At 40.3% G+C, this 20,577-nt stretch carries 17 protein-coding genes; 16 read left to right on the forward strand and 1 reads right to left on the reverse strand.

Annotated elements, in window-relative coordinates; genetic code table 11:
* Positions 1-223: 223 nt before the first annotated feature.
* Positions 224-1,771 (reverse strand): leucine-rich repeat domain-containing protein, encoded by a 1,548-nt coding sequence (locus J3U50_RS00005; protein ID WP_301945278.1) that lies wholly within the window; start codon positions 1,769-1,771, stop codon positions 224-226.
* A gap of 238 nt (positions 1,772-2,009) precedes the next feature.
* On the opposite strand from J3U50_RS00005, the gene J3U50_RS00010 reads away from it, so the two are divergent.
* The 16 genes from J3U50_RS00010 to J3U50_RS00085 all read left to right on the forward strand — a co-directional run bounded on the left by J3U50_RS00010 (position 2,010) and on the right by J3U50_RS00085 (position 20,547).
* Positions 2,010-4,532, forward strand: a complete 2,523-nt coding sequence (locus tag J3U50_RS00010; RefSeq protein WP_301945279.1) for a M1 family metallopeptidase — start codon at positions 2,010-2,012, stop codon at positions 4,530-4,532.
* 136 nt (positions 4,533-4,668) lie between these two features.
* Positions 4,669-5,604: a D-alanyl-D-alanine carboxypeptidase family protein gene (locus tag J3U50_RS00015; protein ID WP_301945280.1), complete on the forward strand. Its 936-nt coding sequence runs from the start codon at positions 4,669-4,671 to the stop codon at positions 5,602-5,604.
* Between the two features lie 164 nt (positions 5,605-5,768).
* Complete coding sequence (gene purE, locus J3U50_RS00020) at positions 5,769-6,251, forward strand: 5-(carboxyamino)imidazole ribonucleotide mutase (protein ID WP_263526119.1); 483 nt, start codon at positions 5,769-5,771, stop codon at positions 6,249-6,251.
* Positions 6,235-7,356, forward strand: a complete 1,122-nt coding sequence (purK, locus tag J3U50_RS00025) for a 5-(carboxyamino)imidazole ribonucleotide synthase (protein WP_301945281.1) — start codon at positions 6,235-6,237, stop codon at positions 7,354-7,356. Before purE ends, purK begins: the two co-directional genes overlap by 17 nt.
* An 11-nt stretch (positions 7,357-7,367) precedes the next feature.
* Positions 7,368-8,075: a phosphoribosylaminoimidazolesuccinocarboxamide synthase gene (gene purC / locus J3U50_RS00030; RefSeq protein WP_301945282.1), complete on the forward strand. Its 708-nt coding sequence runs from the start codon at positions 7,368-7,370 to the stop codon at positions 8,073-8,075.
* A 13-nt stretch (positions 8,076-8,088) separates the two neighbouring features.
* Positions 8,089-8,343 carry a phosphoribosylformylglycinamidine synthase subunit PurS gene (gene purS / locus J3U50_RS00035; protein ID WP_301945283.1) on the forward strand — a complete coding sequence of 85 codons (255 nt, stop codon included), beginning with the start codon at positions 8,089-8,091 and terminating at the stop codon, positions 8,341-8,343.
* Positions 8,340-9,005, forward strand: a complete 666-nt coding sequence (gene purQ, locus J3U50_RS00040; RefSeq protein ID WP_041153149.1) for a phosphoribosylformylglycinamidine synthase subunit PurQ — start codon at positions 8,340-8,342, stop codon at positions 9,003-9,005. The genes purS and purQ overlap by 4 nt, the downstream gene beginning before the upstream one ends.
* Before the next feature lie 4 nt (positions 9,006-9,009).
* Positions 9,010-11,232, forward strand: a complete 2,223-nt coding sequence (gene purL, locus J3U50_RS00045) for a phosphoribosylformylglycinamidine synthase subunit PurL (protein WP_301945284.1) — start codon at positions 9,010-9,012, stop codon at positions 11,230-11,232.
* Positions 11,208-12,671, forward strand: a complete 1,464-nt coding sequence (purF, locus tag J3U50_RS00050) for an amidophosphoribosyltransferase (protein WP_301945285.1) — start codon at positions 11,208-11,210, stop codon at positions 12,669-12,671. The genes purL and purF overlap by 25 nt, the downstream gene beginning before the upstream one ends.
* On the forward strand, positions 12,664-13,698 hold the full coding sequence (gene purM, locus J3U50_RS00055) for a phosphoribosylformylglycinamidine cyclo-ligase (RefSeq protein WP_301945286.1): 1,035 nt from the start codon (positions 12,664-12,666) through the stop codon (positions 13,696-13,698). The genes purF and purM overlap by 8 nt, the downstream gene beginning before the upstream one ends.
* Entirely contained in the window at positions 13,670-14,260 is a 591-nt protein-coding gene (purN, locus tag J3U50_RS00060) for a phosphoribosylglycinamide formyltransferase (RefSeq protein WP_301945287.1), read from the forward strand. The genes purM and purN overlap by 29 nt, the downstream gene beginning before the upstream one ends.
* A 1-nt stretch (position 14,261) precedes the next feature.
* Positions 14,262-15,794 (forward strand): bifunctional phosphoribosylaminoimidazolecarboxamide formyltransferase/IMP cyclohydrolase, encoded by a 1,533-nt coding sequence (gene purH, locus J3U50_RS00065; RefSeq protein WP_301945288.1) that lies wholly within the window; start codon positions 14,262-14,264, stop codon positions 15,792-15,794.
* A gap of 9 nt (positions 15,795-15,803) precedes the next feature.
* Positions 15,804-17,063: a phosphoribosylamine--glycine ligase gene (purD, locus tag J3U50_RS00070; protein WP_301945289.1), complete on the forward strand. Its 1,260-nt coding sequence runs from the start codon at positions 15,804-15,806 to the stop codon at positions 17,061-17,063.
* Between the two features lie 113 nt (positions 17,064-17,176).
* Positions 17,177-17,767 (forward strand): DUF1003 domain-containing protein, encoded by a 591-nt coding sequence (locus tag J3U50_RS00075; RefSeq protein WP_054608520.1) that lies wholly within the window; start codon positions 17,177-17,179, stop codon positions 17,765-17,767.
* Between the two features lie 129 nt (positions 17,768-17,896).
* Positions 17,897-19,129 carry an MFS transporter gene (locus J3U50_RS00080; protein ID WP_301945290.1) on the forward strand — a complete coding sequence of 411 codons (1,233 nt, stop codon included), beginning with the start codon at positions 17,897-17,899 and terminating at the stop codon, positions 19,127-19,129.
* Positions 19,130-19,320: 191 nt separating this feature from the next.
* On the forward strand, positions 19,321-20,547 hold the full coding sequence (locus tag J3U50_RS00085) for an MFS transporter (RefSeq protein ID WP_053793046.1): 1,227 nt from the start codon (positions 19,321-19,323) through the stop codon (positions 20,545-20,547).
* Positions 20,548-20,577 lie beyond the last annotated feature (30 nt).

The raw sequence follows: 20,577 nt of genomic DNA on the forward strand, positions 1-20,577 counted from the left end.
AGAGCTTTGAGCTTCAGAACTTTGAGCAGAAGATTGGGCACTAGAACTTTGAGCTTCAGAGCTTTGAGCAGAAGATTGGGCGCTAGAACTTTGAGCTTCAGAACTTGAAGCAGAAGATTGGGCACTAGAGCTTTGAGCTTCAGAGCTTTGAGCAGAAGATTGGGCACTAGAACTTTGAGCTTCAGAGCTTTGAGCAGAAGATTGGGCACTAGAACTTTGAGCTTCANGAACTTGAAGCAGAGGATTGAACACTAGAACTGTTAGCTTGTGAACTTGCAGAAGATTGAGCGCTTGATGCACTAGATGATGCATTGCTTGTTGTATCGTCTGACTTGTAGTTTAAGGCAACATTGTAAATACCAGTGTAGTAAGGTTGTTCTGAATTTTGTCCTAGTGTACTTCTGAAGGCAAGGGTAGCCATGGTAGGAAGATCTCCGCCGTTGTATTTGTAAGCTAGGTAACTGATACCGTTAGATGAGTAACCATCTGGAGAGCTGTATACATTTCCATCTGTACCGTACGCAGTGAATCCAGCAGATTGTAAAGTAATCACAAGTTGATTTCTGTTAGTATCTGCAGTTGCGTATTCAGGAGAGGTATTAATGTCATCAAGGTTAATTGGGATCTTAATAACGTCACCAACTTTTGGCTTGTTAAGGGTATAAGTTTCGTTAACGGCTTGATTTAAAGCAGAGCCTCCACCAATTTGGTATCCAGCCATGAATGAAAGATCTGATAGCTGGTTATTATCCACCATGAATGTTTGCAAGTTAGGGTAAAGTGTTGATAGTCCCTTCATTGCAGAGATATCTTTAATGTGGTTTCCGTTAACGGAAATTTGATTTAATTGTTTCCAGTTGGTGTGAGCAAAACTATTGATGTCAGAAATTTCGTTATTATCGGCTGTGATTTGTATGATGTTTGGGAAGTCAGCGCTTGAGATAACGTTGATATCCTTGATGTGGTTGTTTGAAACGTTAATTTCTTGAATGTTATCCCATTTAACCTTTGCAATTGAGCTGATATCAGAGATGTTGTTGAAAGAAGCATCAAGGCTTTGTAAGTTAGGCCAAGTGATGCTTGCAATTGGTGAAATATCGGAGATTTGGTTATGAGAAGCACTTAGAGTTTTTAGTTGTTCCCAATCTTTACCCGCAAGTGGGCTAAAGTCACTGATTTTGTTGGAATCAACAATAATACTTTGGATGTTTGGAATGTCAATGTGTTTCATAAAATCAATGCTATCGATTTGGTTGTTTGACAAATTGATACTAGTTAATTTGGTATTGTTCCATCCATCCAAATTGTTAATCATTTGACTGTTAATATTTGAAGATTGAACAGAAAGAGATGTCAAATTAGGTAGATTCTTTAATGGTGAAAAGTTAATTTGAGGATCGAACTTAACATTGTTTAACTTAACGGTTGTTAGGTTAGTAAGGTTTTCGATACCTGTTAATGATGCAATTGGAGTTTGCTCATTACTTCCATCTAATGTTGTTAGTTTATTGATATCACTTTGTGTTACATCATTGATGCTTTTTACAGCACCATATGAATTTCTTACGTATCTATTGACAGACTGTACAATAATGTCCTGTAATGTCTTATCAGGAAACATAGTAGAAGCATCAAAATGATCTTGAGTTTCCGCAGCATAAGCGATTACATTATCATTTGGATTAAAGTTTTTGTTAGCGATGCTTGTTACTTCTAAAGCACCGAAAGTCAATGTAGAAAGAATAATAGCTTTTTTTGCTAATTTTTTCATTGAATTCACTTCCTAATAATTAGTATAGACAAACTATATATTTATTCTATGCAATTTTCTATAAATATAAGTTTAAATTTTTTCAAAATATATAAAGCTTTTATAAAGAAGATTACATAAATATTAAAGTGTGCATAAAAGCGTTTTAACTACTACAATATATATGTGGCATTTTATTTTTAGATAGCGTACAATTAAAAACTAATGAGAAAATGATGATAAAGAAGGAGTGTTATTGATGGCTGAATTAGTTAGATTATTTAATCGATTTCAACCTGACCACTACGACATCTATTTAGATGTTAGCCGTAGTGAAAAGAAATTTAGTGGAAAGACCACAATTTACGGTAATGCAAGTGAACCAGAAATCGGTATTCACGAAAAAGACTTTGATGTTACAAGCGTTTCAGTAGATGGAACCCCCGTTGAATTTAACGTTGATAATGACAATGAAGTAATTAACGTATCTTTAGGTAAGACCGGTGAAGTGGCTGTAACTATTGAATACTCCGCCAAGTTAACTGATACTATGATGGGAATTTATCCATCTTATTACCAAGTTAATGGTGAACAAAAACAATTAGTAGGAACTCAATTTGAAACCAACTTTGCTAGACAAGCATTCCCATGTATTGATGAACCAGAAGCAAAAGCTAAATTTAAACTAGCACTTAAGTTTGACGAACAACCTGGTGAAACTGCTTTAGCAAACATGCCAGAAGTAAAAGTTGAAAATGGTGTTCATTATTTTGACGAAACTGTTAAAATGTCTACTTACTTAGTTGCATTTGCCTTTGGTGACATGCAAAGTAAGATGACTGAAACTAAGAGTGGTGTAAAAGTCGGTGTCTTCGGTACTAAAGCCCACGACGCCAAAGAACTAGATTTTGCCTTAGATATTGCTAAGCGCTCAATCGAATTTTTCGAAGACTTCTACCAAACTCCATACCCACTTCCACATTCATGGCAATTAGCGCTACCTGACTTCTCAGCAGGTGCGATGGAAAACTGGGGACTAGTAACTTATCGTGAAGCATACCTATTACTAGATCCTGACAACACTTCATTTGAAGTAAAACAACGTGTTGCAACAGTTATTGCCCATGAATTAGCTCACCAATGGTTCGGTGACTTAGTAACCATGAGATGGTGGGATGACCTATGGTTGAACGAAAGTTTTGCCAACATGATGGAATACGTTGCAATCGATGCAATCGAACCTTCATGGAACATTTGGGAAGTATTCCAAACTACTGATGTTCCAGCAGCACTAAAACGTGATGCCGTTGACGGTGTTCAATCAGTTCACGTTGAAGTTCATCACCCAGCTGAAATTGATGCTTTATTTGATGGAGCTATCGTTTACGCCAAGGGTGCCAGAATGTTAGTAATGGTTCGTGCCTTAATCGGTGACGACGCACTACGTGAAGGACTAAAGAACTACTTTGCTGCTCACAAGTACGGTAACGCCGCTGGTGCTGACTTATGGGATGCACTTGGTAAGGCTGCCGGTATGGATCTAGGCAAGATTATGGAATCATGGCTAGAACAACCAGGTTACCCAGTTGTGAACGCATACGTTGAAGACAACCGCTTGAAGTTAGCTCAAAAGCAATTCTTCACCGGTGAAGGTAAGGATGAAGGCCGTCGTTGGCAAATTCCTTTAAACGCAAACTATGACCAAGCACCTGACATCTTCAGTGAAGAAACTGTTGATTTAGGTGACTACCAAGAATTACGCAAACTAAATGGCAAACCATTTAGAGTAAATGTTGGTAACAACTCACACTTTATCGTTAAATACGATGACACATTACAAGAAGACATCTTAAACGATGCAGATAACCTATCTCCAATCGATAAGATGCAACTACTACAAGACCTTCGTTTACTAGCTGAAGCAAAACAAGTGTCATACGCTGACGTTGTTCCGGTATTAAAACAATTTGCTGATAGTGAATCTAATGTGATTAACGACTCTGTTTACACACTAGCCAACAACTTGAAGAAGTTCGTGGAACCAGGAACTGAAGACGAAGACAACTTGAAGAGCCTATTCAGACAACTAAGTGACAAGCAACTAGAACGCTTAGGTCTAGTAAGTGTCGATGGCGAAAGCAACAACGATAAGTTGACTCGTCCATACATCTTAGGTGCTGCACTATACGATGACAACAAAGACTTCGCCGAAGCTGCTCACGCAATCTTCCAAGATCACCAATCAAACTTGTTATCATTACCTGCTGATACCCGTGTATACATCTTAGCTAATGAAATGAAGAACTACTCAAACGCTGAAGAATTCGATTCATTGGTTGAAGAATACAAACAATCAACTGACCCAAGTTACAAGCAAGATATCTGCGCTGCGGTAACTCTAACAAAGGATGCTAAGTTACTAGGTAAGCTAGTTGCTAACTTTGAAGACAGTAGCGTTGTAAAACCTCAAGACTTACGTGCTTGGTTCTCAGGTGTATTGAGAAACCCAGCCGGTCAACAATTCGCATGGGACTGGATCAGAAACGAATGGCAATGGCTAGAAGATACTGTTGGTGGTGACATGGAATTCGCCACATTTATCACAGTTATCGCAAACATTTTCCATACCAGAACTCGTCTAGATGAATTCAAAGCATTTTTTGAACCAAAACTAGACACTCCAGGTTTAACCCGTGAAATCAAGATGGATACTAGAGCAATCACAAGTACCGTTGAATTGGTTGAATCAGAAAAAGACGCTGTTAGATCAGCAATTAAATAACAATAAAGAAAAGAGACCTAATTATTAGGCCTCTTTTTTAATATTCATAATATAAATGTAATAATTTGTAAACTAAAATCCCGCCAAAACGTTGTAATATATAGCTATTGATTTCGTTAAGGGGGATAAAATTTAAATGAGCAAAATCAAAAACATGATGGTAGCTTGTTTAGCTATCTTTATGCTTGGATCATCATTTGTTGCTGTGAGTGTAAGTGCCGATGCCAACAGTAATTACACCAAATCCATGGATAAGTACAACAAGACAAGCAGTGCTACTTATGTCATGAACATGGATACTAACCAGGTTTATTACCAAAAAAATGCCACATCCAAACGTGCCGTTGCTTCGACTGCTAAGATTATGACATTATACTTAGCGATTCAAAAGGCGCAAACTACCAAAAATGGATGGAACCAAAAGGTTAAAATCTCACCTAGTTTAGCAAGAATGAGTAGACATCATTCTCTAGGTAGTTACGTATTAAAGGCTAACAAGAAATACACCGTAAGAAACCTATACAAAGCTTCGTTGATTGCATCATCTAACAGTGCAACCATCGCGCTTGGTCAATGGGTATCTGGAACTAACAACAAGTTCATCAAGAAGATGAACAGCCAAGTGAAGGCATGGGGCATTGCTTCTCAAGCACGTTTCGTTTCTTCATCTGGTTTGGAAAACGCCGACTTATATCCATACTACATTCGTTATGGTTCACGTTACGACTATAACCGCGTCTCCGCAAAGGCCTTAGCCGTAATTGCATCACATCTATTGAAACTATATCCAGCGATTGTAAATGACGCCAAAATCTATCGTTACCACCAAAATGGTCAAACATTAAAGAACGCCAATGAATTATTGGCTGGTGGGTTAAGATATGATGCAGCGTTACACGTGGATGGTCTAAAGACTGGATACACTCCATTGGCAGGTAACTGTCTGGTAAGTACTAGTCAATTACCAAACAAGAACCGTGTGATTATCGTGTCATTGAACGACAGATTTAACGCCTACGATCAATATCGTATGTACAAAATGATTTACAAGACATTTCCTGAATTTAAATAGTTAAAAATGGCCAACTTTTGCTAAGTTGGTCTTTTTTTGTGCAAATATTCGTGTTTTTCACGAACTATAATATATTATTTTTAAATATTGTTCGCTTTTTAGTTGACGAATGTTAAATCGATTGTTATGATGAATTTAACCATTTAGAGGGGAGACTTTAAAAAATGGATGTAGCAGTTGTAATGGGTTCTATCTCTGACTTCCCTAAAATACAGGGAACTATTGATACTTTAGATAGTTTAGGAATTAGTTATAACACTAAAATTATCTCAGCTCATCGGATGCCAAACGAATTACAGGCTTTTGGCCGTTCAGCAAAATACGAACAATACAAAGTAATTATTGCTGCGGCGGGTGGTGCAGCACATTTGCCAGGGATGTTAGCGGCAAATACAACCTTACCGGTCATCGGAATTCCGGTTAAGACCAGCACCTTAAATGGAGTCGATTCACTACTATCAATCGTTCAAATGCCTTCAGGAGTACCAGTTGCGACCGTCGCGATTGGTGATGCTGGAGCAAAGAACGCTGCATTGTTAGCAGCTCAGATTCTAGCAATCAGCGATGAAAAAATCGCCCAAAATCTAGATGACTTCCGTGAAAGACAAACAAAGGAGGCAATTGATAGTAATGAACAATTACACTAAGCCAATTTTGCCACCAGCTACCATCGGCATCTTAGGTGGTGGTCAACTAGGTCAGATGATGGCGTTAGTTGCTAAAGAAATGGGATACAAGGTTGGGGTCTTAGATCCAACCCCTGATGCTCCAGCAGCACAAGTTGCTGATTTTCAAATTATCGCTGACTACGATGACGAATTAGCCATGAAACGGTTAGCTGAAAAATCAGATGTTTTAACTTACGAGTTTGAAAACGTCGACCAAAAAGCAATTAAAAAGGTTTCGGATACTACATATATCCCGCAGCCAATTAGTGAACTAGAAATCACTAGCAACCGAAACAAGGAAAAGGGCTTTTTACAAAGCATTGGAGCACCTGTTACTGACTACTCGCCAGTAAATAACGCCGATGATTTATTAAGGGCGTACCAAAAAATTTCTACTCCTGCGATTTTAAAAACCGCTGAGGGTGGCTATGATGGCCACGGTCAATTCGATATCAATAACGAAGACGATCTAAAGGAAGCCATTAAACACTTGGACGGCATTGAGTGGATCTACGAAAGAAAGCAACCTTTTGTACAGGAAGTTTCCATAATGGTAGACCGAGATGTTTCCGGTAAGGTGATTGTCTTCCCACTTAGCGAAAATATTCATAAGGATCACATCTTACACACTAGTATCGTGCCAGCAAGAACTGACGACAGCGTTCATAAGGATGCTGAAAAGATTGCTGAAAACATCGCTTCAGAAATGAAACTAGTCGGTGTCTTAGGAATCGAATTCTTCCTAATGGAAGATGGCAGATTACTTGTTAACGAGCTAGCACCAAGACCACATAATTCGGGCCACTACACCATTGAGGCCTGCAACGTTTCTCAATTTAAAGCACATATTTTAAGTATTTGTAATCTATCCTTACCAGATATCAAGTTAATTGATAATGCCGTTATGGTGAACCTATTGGGTGACAATTTAACACTCGGTCGAAACGAGTTGGTTAACCACCCAAACTGGAACTTCCATGATTATGGTAAGGCTGAAATTAAGCATCAAAGAAAAATGGGTCACATCACTGTGACCGGTTCATCAATCGATCAATTATTGCAAGACGTTAAATTATTTAGATGAGGAGAATTAAAATGACTACATTAGTTGCATCAGGTAAGACTAAGGAACTTTACACCACCGATGACTCAAGTGTATTGCGTGTGCACTACACAGACCACACCACTGCGGGGGATGGTTTGCGTAATGAATTAATCGAAAACAAGGGTGCGGTTAACAACGAAATTTCAAGTATGATTTTCACATACCTAAACGAAAATGGTGTTGCTACGCACTTTATTGAACGTGTTAACGAAACAGATCAATTAAATAAAAAAGTTGAAATGATTCCGCTGGAAGTTGTAATTAGAAACTTTGCGGCCGGACATTTCCAAAAAAGATTCGGCACTGATTATCTTCAAACATTGAAAGAACCAGTTGTCGAATTTTTTTATAAAGATAATGATTTACACGATCCTATCGTTACTAAGTCTGATGCAATTGGCTTGGATTTAATCGAAGCAGACAAGTTAGCACAACTAGAAAAAGACGGCCTAAAGGTGAACCAAATCCTAACAGAATTATTCGACAAGATGAACGTTACCTTGGTTGATTTCAAACTTGAGTTTGGAATTAACGAAGACGGTGAAATCATCCTAGCTGATGAAATCTCACCTGATTCATGTCGTTTACTTGATAAAGATACTAACGAATCACTAGATAAAGATGTCTTTCGAAAAGAAGCAGGAGATATGATGCCAGGTTACCTAGAAATTCTAAAACGTTTACGAGCAGCCATATAGGGAGGAAGAAAATATGTATTTAGCACAAATCTATGTCCATCACAAAGCATCAATTTTAGATCCTCAAGGTGAAGCAGTATTGAACGCCTTACAACGTTTGGGTTACGACAAGGTCGACTCAGTCAAACAAGGTAAGTACTTTGAAGTCAACATCAAATCCGACAGCGAAGATGAAGCATCAAAGATTGTTAACGACATTGCCAAAGATTTATTGGTGAACCACAACATGGAATCATACGAATTTGAACTAAAGGAAGTGGCGAAATGAAATTTGCAGTAATTAGTTTTCCCGGCTCCAACTGTGATATGGATATGTATTATGCAGTGCGCGATTCACTAAATGAAGACGTTGACCTAGTTACTTCAGATGCTACTAACTTAGATGGATACGATGGTGTCCTAATCCCCGGTGGTTTCTCATACGGTGATTACCTAAGAAGTGGTGCTGTTGCCCGTTTTGCACCGGTTATGGAATCAGTTAAGGAAATGGCCGCTGAAGGCAAACCAGTATTGGGTGTCTGTAATGGTTTCCAAATCCTAACGGAAGCTAACCTGCTACCGGGTTCACTTCAACACAACACCAGCATGGAATTCATTTCAGATTGGTCCAAGCTACGCGTGCAAAATAACGACACAATGTTTACCGACCAATACGAAGAATCAGAAGTCATCGATATTCCAATCGCTCACGGTGAAGGTAACTACTACTGTGACGACGAAACTTTAGCCCAATTAAAGGCTAACGATCAAATCGTCTTCACTTACGAAGATAATCCCAACGGTAGTTGTGACAACATCGCCGGTGTCGTGAACGAGCAAGGGAATGTTTTAGGGATGATGCCTCATCCGGAACGTGCCGTTGAAAGCATTTTAGGTGGAACCGACGGCTTGAAGCTATTCAAGTCATTATTAAATCACGTTAGGAGCTAACAAGATGGAAAAGCCAAAGACAATTACACCCCAAGATATTAAAGATCAAAAGATTTACCAAGACTGGGGTCTAACTGATTTTGAATATAACTTAATCTCAAATGACATTTTGCACCGCTTACCTAACTACACCGAAACCGGTTTGTACTCAGGAATGTGGAGCGAACACTGTTCATACAAGAACTCAAAGCCAGTGCTTAGAAAGTTCTGGTCAGATGGTTCTCGTGTCCTACAAGGACCTGGTGAAGGTGCCGGGGTTCTAGACATCGGTGATGGCCAAGCGGTCGTATTTAAAGCCGAAAGTCATAACCATCCAAGTTACGTTGAACCATACGAAGGTGCAGCTACCGGTGTCGGTGGAATCATCAGAGACATCTTCTCAATGGGAGCCAAACCAGTGGCTTCACTTGATAGCCTTCGTTTTGGTGAACTAACTAATGACAAGAATCGTTTCCTATTAGACAAGGTCGTTGCCGGAATCGCTGGTTACGGTAACTGTATCGGGGTTCCAACGGTCGGTGGTGAAATTAGTTTCGACCCATGCTACGACGGAAACCCATTGGTCAACGTTATGTGTGTCGGTTTGATGGATCAAGCAGACATCGAAGCCGGACGTGCTTCAGGTGCCGGTAACTCAATCATCTACGTCGGTGCCAAGACCGGACGTGATGGAATAAACGGTGCTACTTTCGCATCAAGTCAATTCAGTACCGAAGAAGAATCAGACCGTTCAGCCGTTCAAGTTGGTGATCCGTTCATGGAAAAACTACTTGTTGACGCCTGTCTAGAAGTGACTCATAACCACAAGGACATCCTAGTCGGAATTCAAGACATGGGTGCCGCTGGATTAGTATCATCATCAGCTGAAATGGCCGACAAGGCTAACAGTGGGGTCGACTTAGACTTAGACCTAGTTCCACAAAGAGAAATTGGCATGACTCCATATGAAATCATGCTTTCAGAATCTCAAGAAAGAATGTTGCTATGTGTTAAGGCTGGCCACGAAGACGAAGTCCTAGAAGTATTTGAAAAACACCATCTAGACGCTGTCGTAATTGGTCACGTTAACGACGACAAACAATACCGTTTATACCAACACGGTGAACTTGTTTGTGACATTCCAACTTCAAGTTTGGTTAACGATGTTCCTGAATACCAACACGATGTTGTTGAACCTGACCGTTTGAAGAACGTCGACGAAGCTAAAACACCCGTTATCAGCGATGTTAACGACATGGTAAAGACAATTATCGGACAACCTACCATTGCTTCTAAAGAATCTGTTTATCGCCAATACGACTGCCGTGTTCAAGCTAACACCGTTGTTCAACCTGGTAGTGACTCAGGAGTAATTCGTGTGCGTGGTACTAACAAATCACTTGCCATGACTACTGATGCCAACGGTCGATACATTTACCTAGATCCAAAACTAGGTGGCCAAATTGCCGTATCAGAAGCTGCAAGAAACATCGTCGCAAGCGGTGCGGTGCCAATCGGAATTACCGACTGTTTGAACTTCGGTAACCCTGACGATTCAGAAAGTTACTTCGAAATGGATCAATCAGTTGAAGGGATTTCAAAGGCCTGCGAAAAATTCGATACACCGGTAATCGCCGGAAACGTTTCGCTATACAACGAAACAGACAACAAGGCGATTTATCCAACTCCAATGATTGGGATGGTTGGTCTAATCGAAGATAACCAATACATTACCCGATCAGATATCAAGGAAGTTGGCGAATTGGTTTACGTTATCGGAGACACTAATGATGACTTTGCCGGTTCAGAAATTCAAAAACACCTAGAAGGACAAATCTCAGGAAAAATCCACTTTGACCTAGAAGAAGAATTTAGCAACCAACGCTTAATCCTAGATTTAATTCACAACCACCTAATCGAATCAGCTCATGATGTTAGTGAAGGTGGAATTGTCGTTTCCATCCTTGAATCACTATTCGAACATAATCTTGGTTTGAAGGGTGAAATCGATATTACTAAAGCACAACTATTCTCAGAAACTCAATCAAGATACGTTGTATCAGTTAGCCAAGAAGATCAAGCAGCCTTCGAAAAACTAGCTGGTAAGAAAGCACACTTGATTGGTGTTACTGACGACAGCCAACAAATCAACTTACAACTACAAGATGGTCAATACGTTGATGACGTGACTGCTCTAAAAACCATCTGGAAGGAAAGTTTATCATGCCAAATGAAGTCAAAAGCTTAAACGATGAATGTGGTGTCTTTGGTGTCTGGGGCGTTGAAGGTCCAGCTGCTAAGGTCGCTTACAGTGGTCTCCACGCTTTACAACATCGTGGTCAAGAAGGTGCTGGAATTCTTGCCATTGATGCCAACAAACGACTAAACCGATATCGCGGACAAGGTTTACTTGGAGCCATTTTTGATGACCCGCATGCCTTTGATCGACTACATGGGAATGCAGCACTAGGTCACATTCGTTACGCAACAGCTGGAAGCCACACCATCAACAATGTGCAACCATTTATGTTTGAAAATACCGAAACTCATTTCGCACTATCACACAACGGAAACCTAACTAATGCCGACACTCTAAAAGAAATGCTTAGAAAGACTGGAACCATCTTCCAATCCGATTCTGATAGTGAAATTTTCGGTGACTTAATCGAAATCAGTAACCAAGACACCTTCCTAGGTCGTATCAAGGAAGCCGCCAACCAAATGCACGGTGGTTTTGCCTACGTATTACTTAGTCCTGACGCAATGTATGCGGTATGTGATCCCAACGGATTACGTCCATTGGTAATCGGTAGAAGAAAAGACGGTGCCGTGGTTATTTGTAGTGAAACCTGTGCCTTGGATCAAGTCCAAGCTGAATATGTTAGGGATGTTCAACCAGGAGAAGTTGTCATTGTCGATGACTCCGGTATCAAGATTGACCACTTCACCGAAGATACTGAACTAACCATCTGTTCAATGGAATACGTCTACTTCGCTCGTCCCGACTCAGTCATTCATGGGGTTTCAGTCCATGAAGCTAGAAAACGCATGGGTGCTTTGGTCGCTCGTGAAAATCCAACTAAGGCGGACGTCGTAATCGGGGTGCCTAACTCATCACTATCTGCAGCAATGGGATATGCGATTGAAAGTGGCATTCCTTATGAAATGGGCTTGATCAAGAATCAATACGTTGCCAGAACATTTATCGAACCAACTCAAGAACGACGTGAACGTGGGGTTTCAATGAAACTTTCCGTGGTTAAATCAGTCATTAAGGACAAGGATGTCATCCTAGTTGATGACTCAATCGTCCGTGGAACCACCAGTCGTTTTATCGCCAAAATGCTAAAGGATGCTGGTGCTAAATCAGTCCACGTTAGAATTGCTTCACCTGATTTGAAGTACCCATGTTTTTACGGAATTGATATTCAAAAACCAAGTGAACTAATTGGTGCTAACCACAGTGTTGAAGAAATCAAGGACATCATCGAAGCGGACTCATTGAAGTACCTAAGTGTTGAAGGTTTAATCGAAGCAATTGACTTAGATTGTGACAACCAATACCACGGTCTATGTACAGCATACTTCGATGGTAAGTACCCAACACCTTTGTATGACTACCAAGAAACATACGATGCAGAAGCAAAGAGATTACACCTATACGAGGAGGATGAAGTGAATGGCTAACCAATATAAAGAAGCTGGTGTCGATGTTGAAAGCGGCGAAAAAGCGGTAAATTCAATCAAAGATATGGTCGCTTCTACTTATGACCAAAGCGTAGTCGACGGTCTGGGTGGATTCGGCGCAATGTATTCACTTCAATCTCATTTTGCAAAATACGATGATCCGGTTCTAATTTCTGGAACCGATGGTGTCGGAACTAAATTGATGTTGGCCATTCAGGCTAAACGTCATACCACAATCGGAATCGACTTGGTTGCAATGTGTGCCAATGACATCCTAGCGCAAGGAGCTAAACCATTATTCTTTTTAGACTACATTGGAATCGGTAAGTTGCTTCCAGAAGAAGTGAAGGAAATCGTTTCAGGTGTTGTGATGGGATGTAAGCAAGCTGGTCTTTCATTAATTGGTGGTGAAATGGCTGAAATGCCTGGCATCTACAAGCAAGACGACTACGACTTAAGTGGTTTTGCGGTTGGAATTGCTGACAAGAAACGTTTACTAGGGGCACAAAACGTTAAGGAGGGTGACAAACTAATTGGTTTGAAATCATCCGGAATTCATTCCAATGGGTACTCACTAGTTCGTAAGATTATCAAGGATGCTGAACTTGATTTAAACGCCACATACCAAGGATTATCACAACCATTGATTGACGAACTACTAACCCCAACACGTTTGTATTACCACTACGTTAAGGGCATCGTCGAATCTGGTGCGATTCATGCGATTGCCAACATCACCGGTGGTGGAATTGCCGATAACCTATCAAGGGTAATTCCAAACGACTTAACCGCTAAGATTGACCGTTCATCATGGACGGTACCAAACATTTTCAAGTGCCTACAAGACTGGGGTAACTTGGATCAAAGCGACATGGATCTTGTGTTTAACCAGGGAATCGGCATGGTGTTAGTCGCTCCAGAAGAATACGTTCAAGCAGTGACAAATTACCTTTCCGATAATGGCCTAGAATATTTTGAGATTGGTGAGGTGGTAAAACGTGAGCAAGAAGCAGTTGAAATCAGATAAACTCCCCGTTGCAATTTTTGCATCGGGAAATGGAACTAACTTCGACGCGATTGCTGAAGCTGACCTACCAATTGATATCAAATTGTTGGTATGTGATCACCATGATGCGTTTGTGGTGCAACGAGCCGAAAAAAAGAACGTTGAAGTCTTGATTGCGGAACTGCATAAGGGTGAAAAAAGAGCGATTCGTGAGGGTCGCATTCTAGAAGAACTCAAGAAAAAAGGCGTCCAAGTCATTATCTTGGCCGGCTACATGAGAATCGTTGGGGAAACGTTACTGAACGCCTACCCCAACAAGATTATCAACATTCATCCAGCGCTCTTGCCGAGTTTTCCCGGCAAACAGGGTATCTTAGATGCCTACAACGCTGGAGTTGATAAGACGGGAGTCACAATTCACTTTGTGGATTCGGGAATCGACTCCGGTCAGATTATTGCTCAAGAGGTAGTTTATAGAAAAGAAGGTGATTCGTTAGCGGATTTGGAAAATCGAATTCATGATGTTGAACATCAGTTGTACCCACGCACGATTTTACAATTAATTGAAAAGGGAGTTATTTAAATTGAAAAAGTTAGCATTGTTAAGTGTCTCAGATAAGAATGGAATTGTTGAATTTGCCAAGCAACTAGAACAACGTGATTACGATATTGTCTCAACCGGTGGAACATTGAAGACTTTATTAGACAACGGTGTAGACGCGATTGCCGTTGAAGAAATTACTAATTTCTCTGAAATGTTAGACGGTCGTGTGAAGACACTACATCCACGCATTCATGCTGGAATTCTTGCTCGTCGCGACAATGAAGAACACATGCAACAACTAAAGGAACAAAACATTGGTCTAATCGATCTAGTTTGTGTCAACCTATACCCATTTAAAGAAACCATTGAAAAGCCGGACGTTACATATGCCGATGCGATTGAAAACATTGATATCGGTGGTCCTTCAATGCTAAGAGCCGCTGCTAAAAACAGCCAAGACGTCATCGTAATTACCGACGTAGCAGACTACGACGACTACATCGCTAGATACGACGCTAACGAAATCGACGCTGAATACAGAAGCGCTTTGGCAGCGAAGGTCTTTAGACATACTGCAGCTTACGACGCATTAATCGCCAACTACCTAACCAAAGAAGAATTCCCAGAAAAGCTAACTTACACATATGAAAAGGTAGAAGCAATGCGTTACGGTGAAAACAGTCACCAAAAAGCTGCATACTACAAGGAACCAATTCCTGAAACATACTCACTAGCTAATGCCAAACAACTACATGGTAAGAAGCTATCATACAACAACGTAAGGGATGCCGACGCCGCACTTCGTATCGTCGCAGAATTCCCAGACCAAGCTACTGTCGTGGCATTAAAACACATGAACCCATGTGGTATCGGTACTGCCGACGACCTACTAACCGCTTGGAACCTAGCTTACGAATCAGATTCAACTTCAATCTTTGGTGGAATCATTGCTCTAAACCGTGAAGTTGATTTAGCCACTGCCGAAAAGATGCACGCCATCTTCTTGGAAATCGTAATCGCTCCATCATTCACCGACGAAGCTTACGACGTATTGGCTAAGAAGAAAAACATCCGTTTACTAACTGTTGATTTCGACAAGATTAACCCAGATAAGAAGGATCTAGTTTCTGTTCTAGGTGGGATGCTAGTTCAAGAACGTGACTTACTTCATGAAGAACCAACTGAATACAAGGTTGTATCAAAGAAGCAACCAACTGAAAAGCAAATGAAGGCTTTAGCATTTGCCCAAAACGCCGTTAAACACGTTAAGAGTAATGCGATTGTTGTTACCACCGACCATCAAACTTTAGGTGTTGGTTCTGGTCAACCAAACCGTATTGACTCAACTAAGATTGCTATCAAGAAGGCTGAAACTAAGTCAGATTACGCAAACGCAGTATTAGGTTCAGATGCTTACTTCCCAATGGATGACTGTGTGGAATTCGCTGCTAAACACGGTATTACAGCAATTGTTGAACCTGGTGGAAGTATCCGTGATCAAGATTCAATTGATAAAGCAGATGAATTAGGCATTGCCCTTGTATTTAGTGGCAACCGTCATTTCAAACACTAGAGTGAGGTTATGAAGAAGATGGAAAAATGGTTATTGATTGGTTCAGGCGGTCGCGAATATGCGATGGCACAAAGTTTAGCTAAAAACGACAATCGAGAAGTTTTTGTAGCACCCGGTAATCCAATGATGAACGTCATCGACGGGGTTCAAACCGTTGATATCGAAGAATTGGATTTTGATGGTCTAATCGAATTTGCCTTGGATAATCAGATTGATTGGACAGTAGTTGGTCCCGAAAAACCACTTAGTGACGGCATTGTTGACCGTTTTACTGATGCTGGATTGAAAGTCTTTGGACCTAATAAAGAAGCTGCTCAATTGGAAAGCTCCAAGGAGTTTGCCAAAGAGGCCATGCAATCAGCAGATGTTCCAACCGCTGCTTATGCGACCTTTAGTAATCATGACGACGCTCTTTCGTACATGGAAGGACACGATTTCCCAATCGTTGTGAAACTAAACGGTTTGGCTGCCGGAAAAGGTGTTTTCATAATCAAAGATTTAGATGAAGCTAAGGAAACTTTGGCTAAAATCTTTGATAATGATGCCAACCAGGAAATTCTGATTGAAGAATACTTAGATGGTCAAGAATTCTCGATGATTGTGACGGTAAACGGATTGGATGTCATAACCATGCCATTAGCGCAAGATCACAAACGTATCTATGACGGTGATAAGGGGCCCAATACCGGTGGGATGGGCGCTTACAGTCCACTTCCTCAATTCGGTGACGACGTCTTAAACGAGGGGTTAGTGAAGGTGATTAGACCCGTGTTGGCTGAAATGCACAAGCGAGGCATTTTGTTCCAAGGTTTTCTATACGCTGGATTAATCCTGACTAAAGACGGTGTCAAAGTCATCGAATTCAACGTTCGAATGGGTGATCCGGAAACTCAAGTTATCTTGCCACAGTTGCAAGGTGATTTGGGGGATGTGATTGTCAAACTAATGAACCATCAAGAACAAACCGTTGATTGGCAAACCGACCGATACTTCCTTGGCAACGTCTTAGCTGCTAAGGGCTATCCTGGTAACCATAAAAACGGGCTTACACTTCCTCAATTTAGCGATGAGAAACTTTCATTGGCCTACGCGGGAGTCGAAGAACAAGACGAAAAATTAGTCAGCTCTGGCGGACGTATCATGATGGTAATTTCCTCAGACAAAGATTTAAAGGCTGCTCAAGCAAACGTTAATCAAGCAATTAAGGATAACGTTGATTCAAACGACTACGCTTATCGAACCGACATCGGTGATAAGGCGTTTAGATAAAACAAAAAAGCTATGGTTGATGCCATAGCTTTTTTGCTGCAAGTTTTTATCTTTGTATATTAGGTTAATAAAGTATAGACTTTTGGTTATACATATTTTAGGGAGTTGAAACAATGGAAAATTACGCACAACAATACGCTGATATTAAAAAAGCGATGCGAAAAGACGAGGCGGCTTTTAACAAGATTGACCGTCGTTTAACCCAAAAAATTAACAACGAAGATTTTAAAGTAATCGATGCCGATAAGGCCCTACAAGAAAACTACACATTTGGTAAACGCTTAGCTGACAAGGTTGCTAAGGTCGGTGGATCATGGGGATTTGTTATCTCATTTGTTGTCTTTTTAGTTGGCTGGATGTTCATTAACGTCATGCAACTATTCGGCTGGCATTTTGATCCATACCCATTCATTCTTTTGAACTTGGCACTTTCGTGTATTTCCGCCATTCAAGCACCCATCATCATGATGAGTCAAAACCGTGCTGGTGAAAAAGACGATTTAGACCGTCGAAATGACTACCACGTTAACCTACGTTCTGAAGAAGAATTGAAGCTATTGCACGCCAAGGTTGATTTACAAACCAAGTATAACAAACACCAAAGCCAATTGAACCAACTACAAATGGAAATGCTAATTCGTATAGAAGCTTCCCAACGTGAGAAAAATATCGAAGATAATTTACAAAACAAAAAGGATGATTAATTATTTAATCATCCCTTTTTATTCACCTTTTTATGTAAAAAGGGGTTGTTTTAATCGTAAATAGTGGTAATATACGTATAATATATTAAATATAGATAATATAGTTCGTATTTTGAAAGGATGAATAAAATGGATATTGTCAAAGAGTCAAAGGGATTTAGTACTAACCAAAAAAGGACGTTAGCATCTACATCCACCGGGTTTGCTTTGGAGAATATGGATAGCATGTTTTTATCGTTTGCGTTATCTTCAATGATTTTAACTTTACATATTAGCCCCGCAGCAGCCGGATTAACCTCATCAATTACAAACATTGGAAAGTTTGTTGGAGCTTTATTATTCGGGATTTTAGCTGATAAGTTTGGCCGTGTTAAGGTCTTCTCATACACCATCTTCTTGTTCGCGATTGCGACTGGATTATTATTCTTTGTACATAACATTTATGAAATTTACGCACTTCGTTTCATCGCCGGAATTGGTGCCGGTGGTGAATTCGGTGCCGGGGTGGCCTTGATTGCTGAAAACTTCAGGGGTCACAAGATTGGAAAACTTGTTTCTTGGGCAGCTACCGGTGGTCAATTGGGAGCCATCGTCGCCGCTGTTATTGCCGCAATTGTTTTACCACTATACGGTTGGAACACATTGTTCTTATTTGGACTAATTCCAGTACTATTGGCATTCTTTATTCGTCGTCACTTAAAGGAAAGCCCAGCCTTTGAAGAAGAAAAGGCTAAACGCGACAATCAAGCACCTAAGGTGTCCGTATTAGAACTATTTAAGACTCCTGCTATTGCGTGGCAAACATTTGGTTTGATGGTCATGATCATCGTCGAAAAGGCCGGATACTACGGTATCATGAGTTGGTTGCCAACCATTATGCAAAAACAATTACACACATCCATTTCTAAATCATCACTATGGATGGTGGTTACCATCATCGGTATCTGTGTTGGAATGGCCACATTTGGTTACATTTTAGACTGGTTAGGACCTCGTCTAGCGTTTGGACTATATATGATTGTCGCTGCGGTTTCAATTTATGGAATCGCGATCGCTCACAGCCCAATCACATTGTTACTATCTAGTGCATTTGCTGGTTTCTTCGCTTCTGGATTCTACGGTGGATTCGGTGCCGTGATTAGTCGCCTATACCCAACTAGAATCAGAAGTACCGCTAACAACACTATTATGGCATGTGGTCAGTTAATTGGTGGACTATCACCATTTGTGATGGGATTCTTGATGGTTAAGTACTCACTATTTGAAATCATGATGATGTTATCTTCAATGTACATCGTGGCTGTATTAGTAATGCTATCAATCAGAAATATCGGTAAATTTAATAAAGAATACGCAAAATAAAAAGTTGGTAGGAGACTGCCGGCTTTTTTATTTTTCCGAACATTATTGCGGTGGAATAGTTATTTTTATCGTGAATTTAGATTAAAAACAGAAAAATGTTGCCATTTTTGCGACAAAGTAGCATAATATACGTATATTATAAAAATAAATCAAATTAATGTTCGTGATTAGACGAAAAGAGGAACTTATAGATGGATGTCATTAACGAGTCAAAGCACTTCAGTTTTGATCAAAAAAAGACGCTTGCCTCCACCACGGTTGGGTTTGCACTAGAAAATATGGATAGCATGTTCTTATCATTTGCGCTATCATCAATGATTTTGAGTTTACATATTAGTCCCGCAGCTGCCGGGCTTACTTCAACAATTACCAATTTAGGAAAACTATTTGGTGGATTGTTATTCGGAATTTTGGCTGATCGATTTGGTCGTGTCAAAATCTTCTCACATACCATTTTCTTGTTCGCGATTGCGACAGGATTACTATTCTTTGCTCATAACATTTATGAAATCTACCTACTAAGATTTTTAGCCGGAGTCGGTTCCGGTGGTGAATTCGGGGCAGGGGTATCTCTTATTTCTGAACACTTCCAAGGATTTAAGGTCGGAAAGATTATTTCCTTTTCAGCCGCCGGTGGTCAAATGGGTGGAATCATGGCAGCAATTATCGCTTCCATTGTGCTTCCAATGTTTGGCTGGAACACACTATTCCTATTCGGTCTAATTCCAGTTGCTTTGGCTTACTTCATTCGTCGTCACCTAAAGGAAAGTCCAGTTTACGAAGCGGAAGTAAAGAAGAACAATAAGCTTCCACATGTTTCATTCTCCGAACTATTTAAGACCCCACAATTGGCATGGCAAACCATTGTCATTACCATCATGGTGATTGTTGAAAATGCCGGTTACTATGGTCTAATGATCTGGTTACCAACTATCATGCAAAAGCAACTTCATGTCTCAATTTCAAAGTCATCACTATGGATGATTGCCACAATCGTGGGTATCAGTTTGGGAATGATTAGTTTCGGTTACATCATGGACAAGATTGGCCCTAGAGTCGCATTTGCATTCTTTATGCTATCAGCTGCGGTTGCAATCTATGGAATTGCGATTGCCCACAGTGCAATGATGCTACTAGTATTTAGCGCATTAGCCGGATTCTTCGCTGCTGGTTTCTACGGTGGCTTTGGTGCCATCATCAGTCGCCTATATCCTACCAACATTAGAACCACTGCCAACAACATGATCATGGCAATTGGTAAATCAGTTGGTGGTTTCTCACCAGTATTGATGGGATTATTAATGGCTAAGTTCTCATTGATTCAAATCATGGTATTCATGTCACTAATGTATCTAGTGGCTGTTATCGCCATGTTGACTCTTAAGAAGCTTAGAAACTTTAACCATGGTTATATGTAGAATAAATAAAAACTGAATTTGGTATAAGCG

Origin of the sequence: Lactobacillus sp. B3795 (assembly GCF_026535805.1) — a bacterium.
In the GTDB taxonomy this organism is placed as follows: domain Bacteria; phylum Bacillota; class Bacilli; order Lactobacillales; family Lactobacillaceae; genus Apilactobacillus; species Apilactobacillus kunkeei_C.